Source organism: Psychrobacillus sp. FSL W7-1457, from assembly GCF_038593405.1.
Classification (GTDB): Bacteria; Bacillota; Bacilli; order Bacillales_A; family Planococcaceae; genus Psychrobacillus.
Genome location: NZ_CP151993.1, coordinates 2,189,870 through 2,208,526, shown reverse-complemented (window position 1 = coordinate 2,208,526; position 18,657 = coordinate 2,189,870). Strand labels below are relative to the sequence as shown.

Annotated in this window: 19 protein-coding genes; 17 read left to right on the top strand and 2 right to left on the bottom strand. The window is 35.8% G+C overall.

Annotated features, from left to right (window positions below; genetic code table 11):
* Nucleotides 1-50: 50 nt before the first annotated feature.
* Nucleotides 51-1,313, bottom strand: a complete 1,263-nt coding sequence (locus NSQ95_RS10715; RefSeq protein WP_340883262.1) for an ATP-binding protein — start codon at nucleotides 1,311-1,313, stop codon at nucleotides 51-53.
* A gap of 73 nt (nucleotides 1,314-1,386) precedes the next feature.
* The gene (locus NSQ95_RS10710) at nucleotides 1,387-1,770 is read right to left on the bottom strand and encodes a rhodanese-like domain-containing protein (protein ID WP_169358126.1); all 384 of its coding nucleotides are present in this window, start codon (nucleotides 1,768-1,770) and stop codon (nucleotides 1,387-1,389) included.
* Between the two features lie 103 nt (nucleotides 1,771-1,873).
* On the opposite strand from NSQ95_RS10710, the gene NSQ95_RS10705 reads away from it, so the two are divergent.
* From NSQ95_RS10705 to nusB, 17 genes are all read left to right on the top strand, one after another.
* Entirely contained in the window at nucleotides 1,874-2,710 is an 837-nt protein-coding gene (locus NSQ95_RS10705; RefSeq protein ID WP_340883263.1) for a biotin/lipoate A/B protein ligase family protein, read from the top strand.
* A gap of 158 nt (nucleotides 2,711-2,868) precedes the next feature.
* The gene (locus NSQ95_RS10700; protein ID WP_298472699.1) at nucleotides 2,869-5,436 is read left to right on the top strand and encodes a vitamin B12-dependent ribonucleotide reductase; all 2,568 of its coding nucleotides are present in this window, start codon (nucleotides 2,869-2,871) and stop codon (nucleotides 5,434-5,436) included.
* Nucleotides 5,437-5,731: 295 nt separating this feature from the next.
* Complete coding sequence (locus tag NSQ95_RS10695) at nucleotides 5,732-7,018, top strand: extracellular solute-binding protein (RefSeq protein ID WP_340883264.1); 1,287 nt, start codon at nucleotides 5,732-5,734, stop codon at nucleotides 7,016-7,018.
* 69 nt (nucleotides 7,019-7,087) lie between these two features.
* Nucleotides 7,088-8,050 carry a sugar ABC transporter permease gene (locus NSQ95_RS10690; protein ID WP_340883265.1) on the top strand — a complete coding sequence of 321 codons (963 nt, stop codon included), beginning with the start codon at nucleotides 7,088-7,090 and terminating at the stop codon, nucleotides 8,048-8,050.
* Nucleotides 8,051-8,062: 12 nt separating this feature from the next.
* Nucleotides 8,063-8,887, top strand: coding sequence for a carbohydrate ABC transporter permease (locus tag NSQ95_RS10685; RefSeq protein WP_340883266.1), 825 nt, complete (start codon nucleotides 8,063-8,065; stop codon nucleotides 8,885-8,887).
* A complete protein-coding gene (locus NSQ95_RS10680; protein WP_340883267.1) occupies nucleotides 8,887-9,654 on the top strand; it encodes an HAD family hydrolase in 768 nt (255 codons plus the stop codon). Before NSQ95_RS10685 ends, NSQ95_RS10680 begins: the two co-directional genes overlap by 1 nt.
* Nucleotides 9,655-10,096: 442 nt before the next feature.
* Nucleotides 10,097-10,519 (top strand): DNA helicase, encoded by a 423-nt coding sequence (locus NSQ95_RS10675; RefSeq protein WP_340883268.1) that lies wholly within the window; start codon nucleotides 10,097-10,099, stop codon nucleotides 10,517-10,519.
* A gap of 70 nt (nucleotides 10,520-10,589) precedes the next feature.
* The gene (locus NSQ95_RS10670; RefSeq protein ID WP_340883269.1) at nucleotides 10,590-11,654 is read left to right on the top strand and encodes an aminopeptidase P family protein; all 1,065 of its coding nucleotides are present in this window, start codon (nucleotides 10,590-10,592) and stop codon (nucleotides 11,652-11,654) included.
* Between the two features lie 15 nt (nucleotides 11,655-11,669).
* Complete coding sequence (gene efp / locus NSQ95_RS10665; protein ID WP_340883270.1) at nucleotides 11,670-12,227, top strand: elongation factor P; 558 nt, start codon at nucleotides 11,670-11,672, stop codon at nucleotides 12,225-12,227.
* A 285-nt stretch (nucleotides 12,228-12,512) separates the two neighbouring features.
* On the top strand, nucleotides 12,513-12,722 hold the full coding sequence (locus tag NSQ95_RS10660; protein ID WP_144536004.1) for a SpoIIIAC/SpoIIIAD family protein: 210 nt from the start codon (nucleotides 12,513-12,515) through the stop codon (nucleotides 12,720-12,722).
* Nucleotides 12,723-13,123: 401 nt separating this feature from the next.
* Nucleotides 13,124-14,035 (top strand): stage III sporulation protein AE, encoded by a 912-nt coding sequence (locus NSQ95_RS10655; protein WP_169358131.1) that lies wholly within the window; start codon nucleotides 13,124-13,126, stop codon nucleotides 14,033-14,035.
* A 200-nt stretch (nucleotides 14,036-14,235) separates the two neighbouring features.
* Nucleotides 14,236-14,670 (top strand): hypothetical protein, encoded by a 435-nt coding sequence (locus tag NSQ95_RS10650; RefSeq protein ID WP_340883271.1) that lies wholly within the window; start codon nucleotides 14,236-14,238, stop codon nucleotides 14,668-14,670.
* A gap of 1 nt (nucleotide 14,671) precedes the next feature.
* A complete protein-coding gene (locus NSQ95_RS10645) occupies nucleotides 14,672-15,205 on the top strand; it encodes a SpoIIIAH-like family protein (RefSeq protein WP_169358133.1) in 534 nt (177 codons plus the stop codon).
* A gap of 639 nt (nucleotides 15,206-15,844) precedes the next feature.
* Nucleotides 15,845-16,354 (top strand): acetyl-CoA carboxylase biotin carboxyl carrier protein, encoded by a 510-nt coding sequence (gene accB / locus NSQ95_RS10640; RefSeq protein ID WP_340883272.1) that lies wholly within the window; start codon nucleotides 15,845-15,847, stop codon nucleotides 16,352-16,354.
* 31 nt (nucleotides 16,355-16,385) lie between these two features.
* Nucleotides 16,386-17,738 (top strand): acetyl-CoA carboxylase biotin carboxylase subunit, encoded by a 1,353-nt coding sequence (gene accC / locus NSQ95_RS10635; protein ID WP_340885953.1) that lies wholly within the window; start codon nucleotides 16,386-16,388, stop codon nucleotides 17,736-17,738.
* A gap of 14 nt (nucleotides 17,739-17,752) precedes the next feature.
* Nucleotides 17,753-18,148, top strand: a complete 396-nt coding sequence (locus tag NSQ95_RS10630) for an Asp23/Gls24 family envelope stress response protein (RefSeq protein ID WP_169358135.1) — start codon at nucleotides 17,753-17,755, stop codon at nucleotides 18,146-18,148.
* A 111-nt stretch (nucleotides 18,149-18,259) separates the two neighbouring features.
* Entirely contained in the window at nucleotides 18,260-18,637 is a 378-nt protein-coding gene (nusB, locus tag NSQ95_RS10625; RefSeq protein ID WP_169358136.1) for a transcription antitermination factor NusB, read from the top strand.
* Nucleotides 18,638-18,657 lie beyond the last annotated feature (20 nt).

Below are 18,657 nucleotides of genomic sequence, written 5' to 3'. Positions count from 1 at the left end.
AAAAAAAGCAAAACACTCCCTTTTTTAGTGTTAGGAGTGTTTTGCTTTTTCTAAAAACCAATAGAATGATTGTCTTCTTCCCAGTCATTTTTTATGGTTCGTTTATTTTGTTTAATCAGCTCGTCGATCCGTGTTTCGTATTCCAGCTTACCATCATAATGCCAGTTTAGTGCAATGGACATGTACAGCTCGTTTAGTTGAGAAACGGATAAGCCTTTTGATCGTTTAGCTATATCTACTAAGACGTGGTCAAGAAGAATCTTCTTTATATCAAGCTTACGTAAATAATTTTCTCTCACTTGTTGGGGTGGTGAAGGAATCTCATATGCACGATCGAATCTTCCGGCACGGTTAATTAATGCTGGATCAATCTTCTGTGGGTAGTTAGTTGTTCCAATGATAAATAGACCCTCTCTAGATTGTGTTCCGTCTAATGTGTTTAAAAAGACAGATCTTGTATACTCGGGCATCGAGTCAATGTCCTCAATCACCAGAATAGCTGGGGCTAATCTAGAAACAATTCCAAAAACCTCTTGGATGGAGTGACTTCCTGTGAACTCAGTGATTTGCCAATACACAACGGGGGCATTAGTAGATCCGGTTATAGATTTAACTAATGTAGTCTTTCCATTACCAGGGGAACCATATAGTAATATCCCTCTTTTGTAGGGAAGGCCATAATCCTTGAAAAAATGTCCATCCTCTTTGAAAAATTCATCGATTGAACGAAAAATATCTTGTTTAATATGATTCTCTAGTAAAACTTCTTCTCGTGGAACAACTGCTTGTTCACTATATTTTCTTCGTTGCACCCCGTGCTCTGTGTCTACTAAAAAAGTAACAGACTGCATAAGAAGCTCACGAAGCTTTTCATTTATCTCTTCTAAAAAGAATAGGGCAGCTTTAGGTGAAGTTGAAAAGAAGAAGTATTCCGGCCAAGAGTTTCCTTCAGAGTAGTTAAATGCCATTGTGATAGCTACTTGATAATCTGGAAACAAAACAAGTGTATTTTCAAATGTACTCACAATTTCCAAATGGTTTTCCATGGAAAGTAAAGATTTACTGGAGATTTTACTTAAAGGCTTAGTGTCGTAAATATTTGCTAAAATTTTATAAGGAATCAATTGATGTTCCATCATTTCGATTAGACTAGTATCTAATTGATTAAATTGATTGTCAATGTTGACTATTTGCCAGTTGCCTGCCTGTTCCTCATTTAAAAGATTAGTGATTCGTCTTGTCAGAATAGCAAAATCCTCATAACTTGGATGAATCTCCCGAAATTGTTCTTCATGGGAAAATAATACTTTCATAGTAGTTCATGCCCCCTTAGTGTAAGCTCTAAACAAAAAAGGTTCCTCTTGTTAAGAAGAACCTTATGTTATACTATTTAGATTTGATTTTGCCGGTCCAGCCCTTAAAGCCGCCTTGTAACTGGTTAAGTTGCGTATGACCTTTTTTCTTTAAGAACATAGCTGCACGTCCACTTCTTGCACCATTTTGACAATACAGATATACTGGTTTGTCTGGGCGAATTTCTTTGTGGCGTTGTCTTAACTGTGAGGAAGGAATATTTCTTGCTCCAAGGATATGGCCACCATCAAATTCTTTAGGCTCGCGTACATCGATTAATTGAGCTTTACGATAGCCCTCGATGAATTGCTCCTGCGTAAGGTTTGTAACTGTTTTCTTTAGTCGGTATGCTGAAATTCCTGCATAAACTAATAATACGACCAATATTGCTATAATAATATAAAGAGTCTCTAACACGGTCTTTCCCCTTTCTATACTTCCATTATCTATTATAAAAGATTTGCTAGATACAATTCAATCATTTTGGTAAAATGAATAGCGTTGTTAGGGGGGAGAAAGTTTGAAAAAGACAAAATGGTATTTTATTGATTCAGGTCCGTGCGCCCCGTCCTATAATATGGCGCTTGACGAGGCCCTTTTAGATTGGCATAGTGAAGGGTTGATTCCACCAGTGATTCGATTCTATGAATGGAATCCTGCAACTCTATCGATTGGTTACTTTCAATCGGTAGAAAAAGAGATAGATATGGAAGCAGTTAAAAGGCTCGGTTTAGGATTTGTCCGCAGACCGACGGGAGGACGAGGAGTTCTTCATGAACATGAACTTACATATAGCGTGATTGTTTCGGAAAACTATCCAGATATGCCAGCAACAGTGACAGAAGCTTATCGAGTGATCAGTGAAGGACTATTAAAGGGATTTCAAAGTCTGGGATTAGAGGCTTATTTTTCTATTCCTAATACTCCAGATAAACTACAAGCCTTAAAAAGTCCGAAAACTGCTGTTTGCTTTGACACACCAAGCTGGTATGAGCTCGTAGTAGAAGGCAGGAAAGTAGCTGGAAGTGCTCAAACTAGACAAAAGGGTGTTATACTTCAGCATGGTGCAATTCTTTTAGACTTAGATGATGAAAAACTTGTGCAGACTTTCAAATTTTCTTCCGATGAAGTCCGGGAAAAAGTGAAAAATAGCATTAATCAAAAAGCTGTTGCTATAAACAAATTATTACAAAAATCGATACCAATAGACATATGTAAGGGTGCTTTTAAAAAGGGATTTTCGGAAGCCTTAAACATTGAATTGGTGCCATTTCATTTAAATAATGAACAAAATGAATACGTGAAAATGCTGGAAAGACGGCGTTATGCAAATGACGCCTGGAATTTTAAAAAATAAAAGTATGAAAGACATATGGAGAATATGAGGTATAGGAATTAATACTTAAAAATTAATTTGAAGAACTAAATTGCTTTACACCTCTATATGTAGTGCCGTATGATAAATGAAACTACTACATCTTGTGTCAATACGAGTTGTAGAAAGGAGGAAAAGAATTGGTAACTACTACAAATGAATCTCAAATAAAATTAAATGTAAAAGAATTAAATCACGATATCGAATTATTTCCTCAAGTACATCCAATAACAGAAGATATGAATCTAACACACAAAGGTGTGTCACGTTTGGTGATGATTGATCGATATTCATTCAAGGATACCGAAAAGAAAACACTAAAAGTAGGGGATTTTGTCGTATTAACGGTGAAAGAAGACCCTAAATTTCCTGCACGAGGTCTTGGTTATATTGTATCCATTAACCAGGAAGATAAAACGGCAGAAGTTTTAATCGAGGAAGATTATCGTAGTGCAATCGATGATAGTACTAAAGTTAAATCAGGAATCGTACGCCGTCCTTTAAGTGTTATTGAAAAACCTTTGGAGGTTTTCTATGAGCAAATTGCTAAGCGTAATGCGACTGGACTAGCTTCTGTTGAAGTGACAGAAGAAAAAAGAGCAGAATGGTTCGAAAAGTTCTATCAGCAATTAGTATCGCTAAAATTTATCCCAGCTGGACGAGTGCTATATGGAGCAGGTACAGGTACAGATGTAACTTACTTTAATTGTTACGTTATGCCTTTTGTTGCTGACTCACGTGAAGGCATCAGTGATCATCGAAAACAAGTGATGGAGATCATGAGTCGTGGTGGTGGAGTTGGAACAAACGGATCTACATTACGTCCTCGTAATACTTTAGCTCGAGGAGTTAATGGTAAGTCTTCAGGTTCGGTTTCTTGGTTAGATGACATTGCTAAGCTGACGCACCTAGTTGAACAAGGCGGTTCAAGACGCGGTGCTCAAATGATTATGCTTGCAGACTGGCATCCAGACATCGCAGAGTTTATCATTTCTAAAATGCAAAACCCACGTATTCTTCGCTTCTTGATTGAGAACACAAATGATGAAACAATCAAACAACTTGCAAAGGACAAGCTTAAGTTTAAGCCGCTAACTGCACAAGAGGAAGCAATGTACCAAGGAATTGTAAACTACCAACACATCCCTGGTTTAGGTGGATTTAGCGATGAAATCATACGCGATGCTCAAACGAAACTAAGAGATGGCGGAACTTTTTCTGTTCACAATCCGGAGTTTTTAACAGGAGCGAATATTTCTGTAACTTTAACTGAGGATTTCATGAAAGCTGTAGAAAAAGATGAAGACTTCGCTCTTCGCTTCCCTGCAACAGAAACTTATACAGAAGAAGAGATGGCTTTTTATAACGAAAATTGGCACAAAATTGGTGATGTTCGTGAGTGGGAGCGTATGGGCTACAAGGTTCGTACATATCGCACAGTGAAAGCGAAAGAATTGTGGAACTTAATCAATATTTGTGCAACTTACTCTGCTGAGCCAGGCGTATTCTTTATCGATAATGCTAACGAAAAAACAAATGCAACTGCATATGGTCAAAAGGTTGTTGCAACAAACCCATGTGGAGAGCAGCCACTTGCTCCGTATTCAGTATGTAACCTTGCAGCAGTCAACCTAGCTCAGTTTGCTAACAAAGATACAAAAACAGTTGATTTTGAAGCATTAAAAGAAACTGTTCGTGTGGGAGTTCGTATGCAAGATAACGTAATCGATGCTACGCCTTATTTCTTAGAGGAAAATAAAGTTCAAGCACTTGGTGAAAGACGTGTAGGTCTAGGTGTCATGGGATTAGCTGACCTTTTAATCTATTGCCAAAAAGAATACGGCTCTGAGGAAGGAAATCTTCTTGTTGATGAAATCTTCAAGACGATTGCTATAGCTGCGTACGAAACATCTGCAGACCTAGCAAACGAAAGAGGTAGCTTCCCGTTCTTGACTGGAGAAACAGAAGAGGAAACGAACAGACTTCGTAAGGCATTTACGGAAACTGGATTTATGCAAACAATGCCACAGGAGATTCGTGAAGCTGTACTTGAAAAAGGTATCCGCAATTCTCACTTATTGACTGTTGCACCTACTGGATCCACGGGTACTATGGTTGGAGTTTCTACTGGTTTAGAACCTTATTATTCATTTACGTATTACCGTAGTGGTCGTTTAGGTAAATTTATCGAGGTAAAAGCGGATATTGTACAAGAATACTTGGATGCAAATCCGGATACCAAAGAAGATGAATTACCTAATTGGTTTGTAACCGCAATGGAATTGCCACCAGAAGCCCATGCAGACGTACAATGTATCATTCAACGTTGGATTGATAGCTCTATTTCGAAGACTGTAAATGCTCCTCGAGGATATACAGTAGAACAAGTAGAAGGTGTTTACGAACGTCTATATAATGGTGGAGCAAAAGGCGGAACAGTATATGTGGATGGAAGCCGTGACTCCCAAGTTCTTACCCTTAAGGCGGAAGAAAACACTGTAAACGATGATACGGTGAAGGAAGAAAAAGTGATGGAAAAACGTCCAATCGTATTAATTGATACGATTCAAGATATACGTTCTACTAACGTTACAATCGGTTCAGAGGTTGGTAATACCTGTCCTGTCTGCCGTAAAGGAACGGTAGAGGAAATGGGCGGATGCAACACTTGTACAAATTGTAATGCCCAGTTGAAATGTGGACTGTAAATTTTATAGAGAGCATTTGATATGGATTTGAATTAAGTTTGTACAATTTCAAATAAAATTACACCCCTTTGGATTATTTTATCCAAAGGGGTTTTATTATGTCCAAAACACCTAAATAAGGGATAGGTGCTTCTTAAAATCAACATCATCATACTTATATAGATTAAAATATTATTTTGGTATTTTATTTCAAATATATAAAATAATTCTAAAATTTTATATTGACGCTCGATATGTATTCTCTTATATTTGAATTATGTTAATATTCAAAATAATTCGAAAGGGGATTGATTGTATGCAAACAAAAAGGTTAATGACTAAAATTTTTCTTCTATTTATTTTAAGCTTATTAGTTTTTGGGTGCAGTGATGAGACATCAAGCAACGGGAACAAAGAAACCGATGGAGGAAAAACTCTAGAGGAAGTAAATTTGGTTATGTATAGCTGGAGACCAGAGGACCGAGAAATGTATGAAAAGGCAATTACGAAGTTTCAAGAAACTTACCCTCATATTAAAATAGATTTTCAGCCATATAAATCTACTGAGTATAATACGATACTATCAAATGCACTGATTTCTGGAGATGGACCTGATATTATTCAACTTCGACCATACAGTGGAGCTAAATCTATAGCTGATAACGAATACCTTCTTGCGTTAGATGATCTTAATGGAATTGATAATATTAGCGAAACTTATCTGGATGCAGCTAAAGGCAGTGACGGCAAGGTTTATGGTGTACCTTTATCTTTAAATGCCGGTGTTATTTTTTATAATAAAAAACTTCTAGAAGAGAATGGCATAAAAGAGCCTAAAACATGGGTCGAGTTTATAGAAGCATGTAAAAAGCTTAAGGATGCAGATATAATTCCAATTGCTCAATCGGGAAGAGCTGCATACTTGTTGTCGATGACCCACGGAGTCATCGCACCTGGTGCTTATGACAATAATGCATATGTAGAAAAAATTATATCTGGAAGTACAAATTTAAAAGATAATAAATTTGTGGAATCAGTTAAAAGAATGGGTGAATTAAAGGAATTTTTCCCGAAAGATTTTATCGCATTGGAAGATTCAGATGCACAAACATTGTTTTTCACCGAGCAAGCAGCCATGTACATTAACGGAGACTATCGGTTGAGTAATATTGAGACTACTGCTCCGGATTTACCTGTTGGTATCATTCCGGGTCTGTCTAACGAAGAGAGTGAAGATCCTGCAGTAGTGACTTGGGTGGATGGATCCTACGCAGCTGTTAAAAATTCTGAGTATCAAGAAGAAGCAAAGTTATTTATGGAATTTTTAACATCATCAGAGTTTGGTCAAATTTTTACAAACGAATCAAATAGGTTAAGTGCAGTGAATGGAGTAGAACCTCAGCATCCACTGGTTAAATTAGTTTCAGAGGCTAGTGAAAAGCACTCAACTCCATATTTAATGCTAGTTCATTTTGGTGAAGGTGAGCCAACAACAAAAACAACTTTTGAGAATGCACTACAAGGTATGTATCTAGATGAATTATCGGTAGAGGCTGTTATTCAAGAGTCTCAACTAAATGCTGATAGAGCAGCCGGTAAATAAGTGAAGTAAATTTATTCAATTTAATTTAGAGCTGAATTTCAGCTCTAAATTATTTTAAGGAGGGATAAAATGGTAGAAATTAAGCCTTCGAAATCTATGGGTGCTGCTAATAGGAAATTCAAGAAAAATTTTAATTTTAAAAAACATCTTGTTCATTTATTTCTATTACCTGCGGTCTTATTATATGGAATATTTCAGCTTTATCCACTTATTACGGCTGTAATAAACAGCTTTTATTCATGGAATGGCTTCAATCGGGATACCTTTATTGGAATTGATAACTTTATTTTGATATTTACCGAATCACCCTTTAAAGAAACTTTTTATAATGCATTTAAACATAATTGGATATTCTTTATAGTCAATGTATTTTCTGAATTAGTAATTGCATATATCTTAGCTTTAATTATTAATAGTAGGCTAAAAGGAAAGGAATTTTTCAAGACCATTTTCTTCCTTCCGAAACTTCTTTCAGTAATCGTGATTGGTTTTTTATTTAACTTAATACTTAATCCAACATCCGGAGCATTAAACGTAATGTTAAAGGCGGTAGGGTTGGACTTTTTAGCACAGCCTTGGTTAGGTAGTACAAATACAGCTCTTATTACAATTATTCTTATTAGTAGCTGGGCTGGTATTGGTTTCTCTATGTTGATTTTTTTAGCAAGTTTACAAACTATAGATAAAGAAATTTTTGAAGCTGCCAAAATAGATGGCGCTTCGGGCTTAAAATTAATTTTTAAAGTAACGATTCCAATGACAATGACTGCAATCATGACTATGGCTGTTTTAACATTTATAGGTAGCTTCGAAACTTTTGAACTCATTTTTGCATTGCAAGGCTCTTCAGGCGGACCATATTATTCTACGGATGTTTTAGGTACATATTTTTACCGGTTAGCATTCGGGTCAGCTGATGGAGGACAATCAATAGGTTTAGGTTCTGCAATTGCAGTTGTACTATTTTTAATCATTGCTTGTTCAACAGCTATCCTAATGTTTTATTTCAAGCGAAAAGACTTTGAGAGGTAGGAGGGAGAAGGCATGAGGACAAAATGGTATGTACAGTTATTAAAGTATTTTATTTTAATTATAATGACTTTTATTATTGCTTATCCTATTTTTTTAATGATTAGTTCATCCTTTAAATCTAAACTTGAAATTTTCACATCTCCTCTGGGTTTACCAAAAAAGCTATCATTTGAAAATTATCAAATTGTTTGGGAAAAAGTTAATTTTTCAGATTACATATGGAATAGTATCCTTGTTAGTTCAGCTTCTGTATTCATAGTGATTTTTGTGTCGTCCTTAGCTGCCTTTTATTTGTCCAGATATTCGTTCAAGTGGAATGCATTTATTCTGTTCTTTTTTATGATTGGTCTAATGTTACCTATGAAACTTGCGATTATTCCACTTTATTTGATTATGAGAGATTTTGGATTATTAGATACCCATTATTCATTAATTGCTGTTTATGTGGCTGGTGGGATTCCTTTTGCTGTATTTTTGTTTTACGGTTTCTTTAAAACCCTCCCTAAAGATTTAGAACAATCTGCGAGATTAGATGGATGTAATGATTTTCAAGTATACTACAAAATTGTTTTACCATTAATGAAGCCATCAATAGCAATAGTGGGAATTGTTAATTTAGTAAATGTTTGGAATGACTTTTTTTATCCCTTAATTTTTATTAAAACTGATGAACTTAGAACTATTCCAATCGGAATGTTAACCCTTTTCGGTGAGTATGATACAGAGTGGAATCTGCTATTTTCAGGATTGACAATCTCATCATTACCCTTATTATTAGCATTTATTTTTGCCTCTAGATTGTTTATAGATGGTTTGACGTCAGGAGCGATGAAGTAATGAATGAACGATGGATTACCTTTGATCTTGATGGGACACTTATGCAAAATCCATTTGTAGAATGGGTTTTCCCTGAAATCGAGGAGATAGTATCAACTGCGGCGAAGAGAAAGATAGAAGTGAAAAATGCAATGTTTTCTGAACATATCAACCGTATGAAACAAAATAAAAGTGTGGAAGCATATGACTGGGATAATATATTAGTAGAATTTCTCCATGGTAGCGGGATTGATTGTGAAGTTAATATCGAGGAACTTGTAAAAAAGCATTCAGTATCTCCAAAAATTAAACTACTGGAAACAAATGTTATAGAAATATTAAATCAGTTGAAAAAAAGTGGATATAGACTTGCGGTTATAACGAATGGTCATGCAAAGTATCAACTTCCTGTAGTTGAGCATTTGCAATTGAGTGGTTTATTTGATTATTTTATTACTCCGGAAAAAGGACATTGTGCCAAGCCAAATATTAAGATTATTGAGTCTTTAATGAAGAAAGGGAAGGTGGTTGCTCACGTAGGAGATAGAATTGATCATGATGTGTATTTAGCAGCTCAAATAAATATTAAATCAGTTTTCATTTATCGTGATCTTCCAAAACAATTACAAAATAGTTCCCCTTTTGAAAGAAATAAAGACCCAATTTTTTTAGAGTTATATAAACACAAGTGGCAAAAAGAAACTGGCACGAAGACTAGTGAAATTCCTAATTTACCTATACCAGATATCGTTATTTATTCAATACGAGAGTTAATTGATGTTTTGTGAGGAATTAACAATGTTTGTAAACAAAACTTGTTCCTTTCAAAAGACTGGGACATAACTAGTCAATAAGTTAAAAAATGTGAAATCAGTATCATGATTTCGCGTTTTTTCTTTTTAAGGCAGCTATTTGGAATTCTCCTCATTCTAGTTGTGGAGACGGCGACTCTTGCGGGAACAGGGGGCCTTATTAGGAGCAAAGCGACGAGGAGATTGGAGCAGTGCCCGGAAAGCAACTGCTGTAACGAAAAACAACTACTGAAATTTGAAAGAGAACCCCAAAATTATACAAAGCGGTAGAACTTCCGAGAATGATTTTTGGATGAGAACTTTCTACCCGCTTTCATGACGCTTAATGTTACGTAACCTCTTTTGAAGAAATGTTCTAGCTATTTGTTTAGTAAAACAAGAAAAGGTACAAACTGTCTCTAAAAGGAGGAGAGCAGAAATGAAAAGTTTATCGGTATTAACCAGTTTGGCTGCGGCTATTGGCATTACTGCGTTACTTAAATTTTTACACTTATTCAGTTTTATTAAATGGAATCCAGTAGGTTTTTCAAAATCCTTCGAGATGTTTGAGGATACCAATGTGTACTTACGATGGTTGGTTTTATTTCTAGTTATTTGGGCTATTAGTATAGTTATTTATTATATAAGTATTTTAACTGCCAAAGTACCGATTGCTATATCTAGTCTTATTTTTGGGATACTTTTAGCATTTGTTGTTGAGTGGTTAATTATCGATGCCCCTACAGTGCTTAAAACGATGAAGAAACTATCCATACCATTTATTTGTATTGTAGTTATTGGAATGCGTTTTCTAATGGAGTCAGCTATTTTTCATTCTAAGGATCAGCCCATCAGAAAATGAAAATTTACCACCCTTCTTTACTATGATAAAATAGACTATAGTGTTTATTTTGAATATGGGGAGAGGGAAATTGATGAAATTAGAAAAGCTGCGTTTAGCATTAGAAGAAAGAGGCGTTGACGCATTATTAATAACAAATGATTACAGCCGTCGGTATATTACCGGATTCACTGGGACAGCGGGTGTAGCCATAGTTTCTAAAAATGATGCAGTTTTTATTACAGACTTCAGATATACAGAACAAGCTGCTAGTCAAATTAAGGATTTCCGTATAGTTCAACATACTAAAACGTTGATAGAGGAAATTTCCCACCAAGTAAACGAAATGGGTATTAAATCACTTGGCTTTGAAAAAGATGACGTAACATATGGTGTATACGAATTATATAAACAAGCTGTTTCAGCAGATTTAGTACCTCTATCAGGTGTAGTAGAAAAAATTCGCTTGATAAAGACGGACGAAGAGATTAGTATAATAAAGGCAGCTTGTCGTATTGCAGATGAGGCATATGAGCATATCGTGACTTACATAAAACCCGGCATGACAGAACTTCAAGTCTCGAATGAACTAGAATTCTTTATGCGTAAACGTGGCGCTACCTCCTCTTCTTTTGATACAATAGTAGCTTCAGGTACGCGTTCTGCATTGCCACATGGTGTAGCAACAGATAAAGTAATTGAAGTTGGCGATTTTGTAACATTAGATTTCGGAGCACTTTACAACGGTTATATTTCTGATACTACTCGTACAGTTGCAGTAGGAGAGCCGAGTGAAAAACTAAAAGAAATTTATCAAGTAGTTTTAGATGCTCAATTATTAGCTCTTGAAAAGGTTCAACCAGGAATGACAGGTAAAGAAGCGGATGCTATTGCACGAGACTATATTGCGTCAAAAGGATATGGTGAGGCATTTGGTCATTCACTTGGTCATGGTATTGGTCTTGAGGTACATGAAGGACCTGGTTTATCCTTCCGATCAGACATTGTTTTAGAGCCAGGAATGGTTATAACAATTGAACCGGGAATTTATCTGCCGAACATCGGTGGGGTGCGCATAGAAGATGACGCACTAGTTACGGAGAATGGATTAGAGAAGTTAACACATTCGACGAAAGAGCTACTTATATTATCGTAATTTGGAGGGAAATAAATGATTTCAGTAAATGATTTTAAAACAGGTTTAACAATTTTAGTAGATGGTGTTCTTTACCGTGTTCTTGATTTCCAACACGTAAAGCCTGGTAAAGGGGCAGCGTTTGTTCGTTCAAAACTTAGAAACTTACGTAACGGCTCTGTGAACGAAAAAACATTCCGTGCTGGTGAAAAAGTAGAAAAAGCACAAATTGATAACAAAAAAATGCAATATCTTTATGCAAGTGGAGATCAACATGTATTCATGGATACAGATTCATACGAGCAATTAGAGCTTAATGAAAACCAAATCGAATATGAACTAAAATTCCTACGTGAAAACATGGAATTACAAGTAATCCAATACCAAGGAGAAACACTTGGAGTAGAGTTACCAAAATCAGTAACACTAGAAGTTATTGAAACAGAACCAGGGATCAAAGGCGATACTTCTGGTGGTGGATCTAAAACTGCTAAATTAGAAACTGGTTTAGTTGTAACAGTACCTCTATTTATTAATGTTGGTGACAAGCTAATTATTAATACAGATGAAGGTTCATACGTTTCAAGAGCTTAAGAGACTTTTTAAAGACATCAAGAGGGAAACCTCTTGATGTCTTTTTTTTTGGGCATGCAAGGAAAAATCGAAAATGGCACAGTAGCATCCTGCAAACCTGAATCACTAGAGTAATCATCAACCAGAACAAATTAGTTGAAACTCACTAAACACTCCCTTGAAGGATATAGGTCAGTCAATATTTCTAGTGAAAATAGCCACTCAATTACTCGTAAATTTCAAACCGTATGTTCATATTCTCCACCTGTCCAACATATAGTACGTAATAGGGAAGGGGGAGGCATTGTGGAACTTCACGATGTACTTCGAGTTGCGGGTATAGGCTTATTGATAGCAATTCTTCACTTGTTTTTTGAATCGACTGGAAAAAAAGAGTTTGCATTCTTCTTGTTTTTTGTGGGGTATATTTACATGACTATTGAGTTACTACGTTTGCTGCGGCTGTTCTTTTATGAAATTTCCTCATTTTTAGAATGGCTTGTTATGACGAGTTAACAAATGATTGTCTATATTACTATCATTGTTGCATTTTGCTTGTTGCAGTTAGTTAAAGAAACCTACCCCAAATTTCATTCCCTAATTTATACTATTTATATTTTTCTTTTTTTAACCTACCTCTCCACTTCGGTCATTATTCCTTTTATAAACCAGTATATTTCAAACGTACCGGCCGCAATTCTGCCTATTGTGAAATTGCTATTATTTTCAGTAATCCTTTTATTTATCTCACAAATAATAGAAGAGTTACTGGAAGACTATGAATATACTAGTTTAGCCTCACTAATTACAATTACGACCAAGGCAATATTACTTGTTGTATGGATTCAGCATATGGAACCATTCTATCAAAATTTTTTTTCATTTATGGGACTACTCTCTTGAAGGAATGAGCAGTAATGGAAGAATTAATTGCAACAATCTTGCAACCCGCGAAAGAAGTACTGCAAACGTTTGTTTATATTCTCCTGTTCGGTTTTGTATTTATGTGTTTAGAATGGCTTATTCCCAGTAGCAAGCGATTATTTAAGTTATTGTTTATTCTTATTATTTGTTTTTATTGCTTAGAGCCAGCTTTTCGCTCTGTAAAGATGATTCAAGTAGTAACAGGTGAACTCGTTAATGTGTTTATAGGAGTCTATCCAGTATTAACTGCTGGAATAGCACTTTCGGGTGGCGCTTTTCTTATAACTTTATGGAATCCAGTTGTAATGCTCTTCGCCTCTTTTACTAGTATTGTGGCAGACAAGATTATGATTCCAGCCTTATTGTCAGCCTTTATATTCGATCTTATGACTAGAATTCAACCTTCTATATCTTTTTCTCGAATGTCTGACCTAATACGAATGACTTTAGTTGGGGCTACCTCTATTATTCTCGTATTATATAGTCTGTTTATAACCGTAAACGGTGTAGTAACCTGGTCAGTAAGTGGTGCTGTAAACGAAACAGTAAAGAGATTAATCTCCAATAATATTCCCTTTGTCGGTTCCTTGCTTACAGAGAGTATTAGTACGATGAAAAGCTACTCATCTACTGCTGCTGCTGTCACTGGGAATTCTGTTTTGATATCAATTCTAGTTCTAATTTCTATTCCAACTATTCAAACGATCCTGATTGCTTTTCTCTATCGATTTCTAAGTGCTATTCTTGAGCCTTTTGTAGATGGACAAATTAGTGGTCTATTAGACGATATTGGAAAAACGCTATTTGTACTTTCTATCATTTCCGTATTAATAGCCTTTGCCTTTTTCTTTACAGTGATATTAATCATGCTTTTCGCCAAATTATTGATAGGTGTGAAGGGATAATGTTTAACTTCTCTACATTACTATATGGGATTTTAATGATTGTCATAATCGGAGAGATTCTATCTATTCTAATTGATCATTTGGACAAGGAGAAGACGAGCTTTCTTATAAAACTTTCTATAATCTCATGGATTATCTCCTTTTTCTTCATATAAATAGATTGTCCTGCATAAAGTATGTTATCCAATATGAAAAGAAGGGTGAACACTATCTCATTAAAAAAAAAACCCACTTTTCGTTTTGTAATAATAAGTTTAGCGGTTTTGGTTATTAGTCTCTTATTTTCAGAGATTTTCGGACTGACGGATGATGTAAATAAAAACACTAGCCCACCAGAGGTTCACACAAAAGATGAGCTTTCCGCTATATTGGAAAAAATCCATGGGGTTGGAAAAGTATCTATTTACTTTCATTACGCAGAACGAGCTGAAAATAAAACGGAAAGTGATTTATCATTTTTCCAATGGACAAGTGACAGCAAGATGGAAAAAGAAGAACTGATTGGAATACTGGTAGTTGCGGAAGGAGCGAGCGATAAACGTATAAAAAATAATCTTATTAAAACCCTTTCATCTGTATTGCAAATATCTCCACATCGAATAGTAATAGAAGAAATGGAATTGGAGGATAAATGATATGAACATTAAAAAAAGATCCGTATGGTTTTTAACTTTACTAAGCTTAGTGGCAGTAGTGACGGTGTATTATGCAACAGAAAAGCCATCCCCTTTTGATGGAATAGCCCTATTTTCTAATGACTCAGTTGATGATGTGAAATTGGTAGAAACATCCTCAACAAATGAAGAATCGTTTGTTTCTCACAGTAATCAATATGAAGAATTACGTATGGAAGTGCAGGAAAAACGTTCACAGTTACATGAGCAATTAGAATCTAAGGTCGCTTCAAATGATTTCTCTCCTGAAGAAAAAAATGAAGCATACAACGAAATTGAACAATTAGTAAAGATAAACTCTACAGAAGCGATGTTGGAGCTAATTATAAAATCATTAGGATATGACGATGCACTTGTTCGTATTGACCAAAACAAAGTGCTGATCGATGTAGTTTCAAATGAACAATCTTCCAAAAAGGCTGATGCTATTATATACGCAGTAAAGCGAGAATACCCTCAAGCATACAATGTCGAAGTGAAATTTGACGGACTATAACAAAAGTGCCTTTAAAGGGCACTTTTTCTTTTGTTTTCAATTAGTTATAACGCGGAATTGTTGTATATGAATAGTCCTTTTTTAATGCAAAGAAATCCTAAAGCAGAGAGTAGAATTGATTTCCGCACCAGTCGGACGCTTTCCGCGGGGGGAGCGATAAGCCACCACCCATCGCTGACGCGCGTGGTTGTGATGTCTTATCTGTCTCCCTCCTCCCGCTGGAGTCGCCGTCTGGCGCTGCAATCAATAAATGGGAACAGCTTTAGCATCGATAAAGTGCTAATTAATTTACTCGCATAAACAAAGCTGAAAAAACTGTAACCAACTTAAATTTCATCATCTATTTATGTTCTAAATAGCCACTTGAATATTCTTTTTTTATGTTTACAGTCACAATAAAAAGAATTGTTAGCCAAAATCAACCATTCACTTTAACAAAGCTTATTTTGAAATAAAAAGATAAAAAAGTGGAACATTTTACTATCTTAAAGCTACTGCATAAAATACAATTATTGGATTATATAAGATTTTTATTCCCTAAAAGTTAAGAACATTTGCACGTTTCTATTTTCAATTACCTTAAAAACGACTAAAATGAATAAGGAAGTATTAAAATGCAACTAAAAGGAGATGGGATAATTGAAAATCCAAGAAATCAGAGAAATTATTAAACTGATCGATCAATCTACACTAGATGAATTTTCATACGAAACAGAGGGGACAAAAATTAAAATTAAAAGAGGGGATAAAAACTCTCATAAATCTACTGTTCAAACGATAGAAAGCTCTTCGGTAGGGGAACTTCCTAAAGTACAAGAAGTTCAGACACCAGCTGTAGAGGAATCTCCAAAAGCAGCGGCTGTAGAAAGCTCTGTAACAAAACAAGCTCCAGTTGAAGAGGAAAATAGCTCTTTACATAAAATTACTTCTCCAATGGTTGGGACATTCTATCAATCTTCATCACCAGATTCTCCTGCATACGTTGAGGTCGGCAGCAAGGTTACTGCAGATTCAATTGTTTGTATAGTAGAAGCGATGAAACTGTTCAATGAAATTGAAGCAGAAGTAGATGGAGAAATCGTTGAAATTCTTGTTAAAGACGGTCAATTAGTAGAATACGGTCAACCTCTATTCTTAGTTAAAGCTTAAAAATATGAATTAAATAAGGAAAGGGGTAAGCATCATGAAAAAAGTGTTAATTGCCAATCGTGGTGAAATAGCTGTACGTATTATTAGAGCATGCAAGGAGCTAGATATTGAAACTGTTGCTGTATATTCTGAAGCGGATCGAGAGGCTTTACATGTGCAACTGGCAGATGAAGCTTATTGTATAGGGCCTAGATTATCGAAGGATTCCTATTTAAACTTTTCAAATATTATCAGCGTTGCCAAGTTAACGGGCTGTGAAGGAATACATCCTGGTTATGGTTTTCTAGCGGAAAATGCAGAATTCGCTGAGCTATGTGAGGAATGTGATATTAAGTTTATCGGTCCTACATCTCAGGCCATCAAAAGCATGGGTATAAAGGATGTAGCAAAGGAAACTATGCAAAAGGCTGGAGTTCCTACAGTTCCTGGCTCTAAGGGTATCGTTAAAACGGAAGAGGATGCACTTAAGGTAGCAAATGAAATTGGATTTCCGGTTATCATTAAAGCAACTGCTGGCGGTGGTGGTAAAGGTATCCGAGTAGCAAAAGACGAAGCTGATTTAATCAAAGGGATAAAAGTTACCCAAAAAGAAGCTGCTGCAGCATTTGGTAATCCTGGCGTTTATCTCGAAAAATATATTGAAGTATTTCGTCATGTAGAAATTCAAGTATTAGCTGACTCTTATGGTAATGCAGTACATTTGGGTGAAAGAGACTGCTCAATCCAAAGACGTATGCAAAAGCTAGTGGAAGAAGCTCCATCACCAGCTTTATCAGAAGCTATGCGTGCCGAAATGGGCGACGCGGCAGTAAAGGCAGCATTAGCTGTTGGTTATGAAAGTGCTGGAACAGTAGAGTTTATTTTTGATCATATTAACCAAAAGTTCTACTTTATGGAGATGAATACTCGTATTCAAGTTGAGCATCCAGTGACAGAGATGATTACTGGTATTGACTTAATTAAACAAATGTTGAAAGTTGCAGCCGGAGAAAAATTGCCATTTGAGCAAAAAGATATTAAACTTAATGGATGGGCAATAGAATGTCGTATTAATGCGGAAAACCCAGATAAAAACTTCATGCCTTCTCCGGGACTTGTTGAATTCTATTTACCACCAGGCGGACTTGGAGTTCGAGTAGATTCAGCAGTATATCCTGGTTATACAATTCCTCCATTTTATGATTCTATGGTGGCTAAACTTATTACTTTTGGTGAGACAAGAGAAGAGGCGATTGCTAAGATGAAACGTGCGCTTAGTGAATTCGCCATTGAAGGTGTCGATACCACTATTGGCTTCCATGAAAAGCTCATGAATCATGAGGTATTTGTCTCTGGAGATTTCGATACTAAGTTTTTAGAGAGATACGATGTGATGAATTCATAAAAGGAGTGATCCATATGACAGAAACAACCGAACAAAAATTTGTTCAAATGACTCCTGATGGGAAAGAAAACCTAGGGACAATTGAAATTGCTCCAGAGGTTATAACGGTAATTGCTGGAATTGCTACAACTGAAGTAGAAGGTATTGCAGGTACACGCGGTAACTTTGCAGCAGGCGTAGTAGAGCGATTAGGAAAAAAAGTGCATGGTAAGGGCATTAAGACTGAAATCACAAATGACGGTCTGTATATTGATGTATATTGCCTTGTGAAATACGGTATATCCGTTCCTAATGTAGCAAGAGAAGTGCAGTCTCAAATTCGTCAGGCTATTGAAAATATGACTAGCTTAGTTCCAACCGAAGTAAACGTTCATATTACAGGCGTACAATTTGAAACGGTTGAATCATGAGAAAAGAGCTCCAATTGGGGCTCTTTTTCTTATTTTCTACTTTCTAATAAGCACTCTGCAAAAAAATATGATATTATGGGTAAGATAGCTACATTTAAAGGAGAACTAATAATGAAACGTAGACAAGCAAGAGAGCTAGCATTACAAGCACTATTTCAGCTAGACAATCATGAAATAACAATACAAGAAGCGATAGGGCATGTTACAGAAGAAAATGACCCTTTTTTAACTGATTTAGTAAAAGGGACAATTGAGCATAAAGATGAAATTGATACCTCTTTAACAGACAAGCTAGAAAACTGGTCGCTTTCCAGATTACCTAAAATAGAAAGAACAGTTCTTCGAATCGCAGTTTATGAACTACTATATGCAAACGAGGCACCGGCAAAAGTAGTTATAAATGAAGCATTGGAAATATGTAAAATTTATGGCGATGAAAAATCTAGCCGATTTGTGAATGGAGTTTTATCTAAATATACAGATCAATAAATTTCGACATTAAGGGGCGT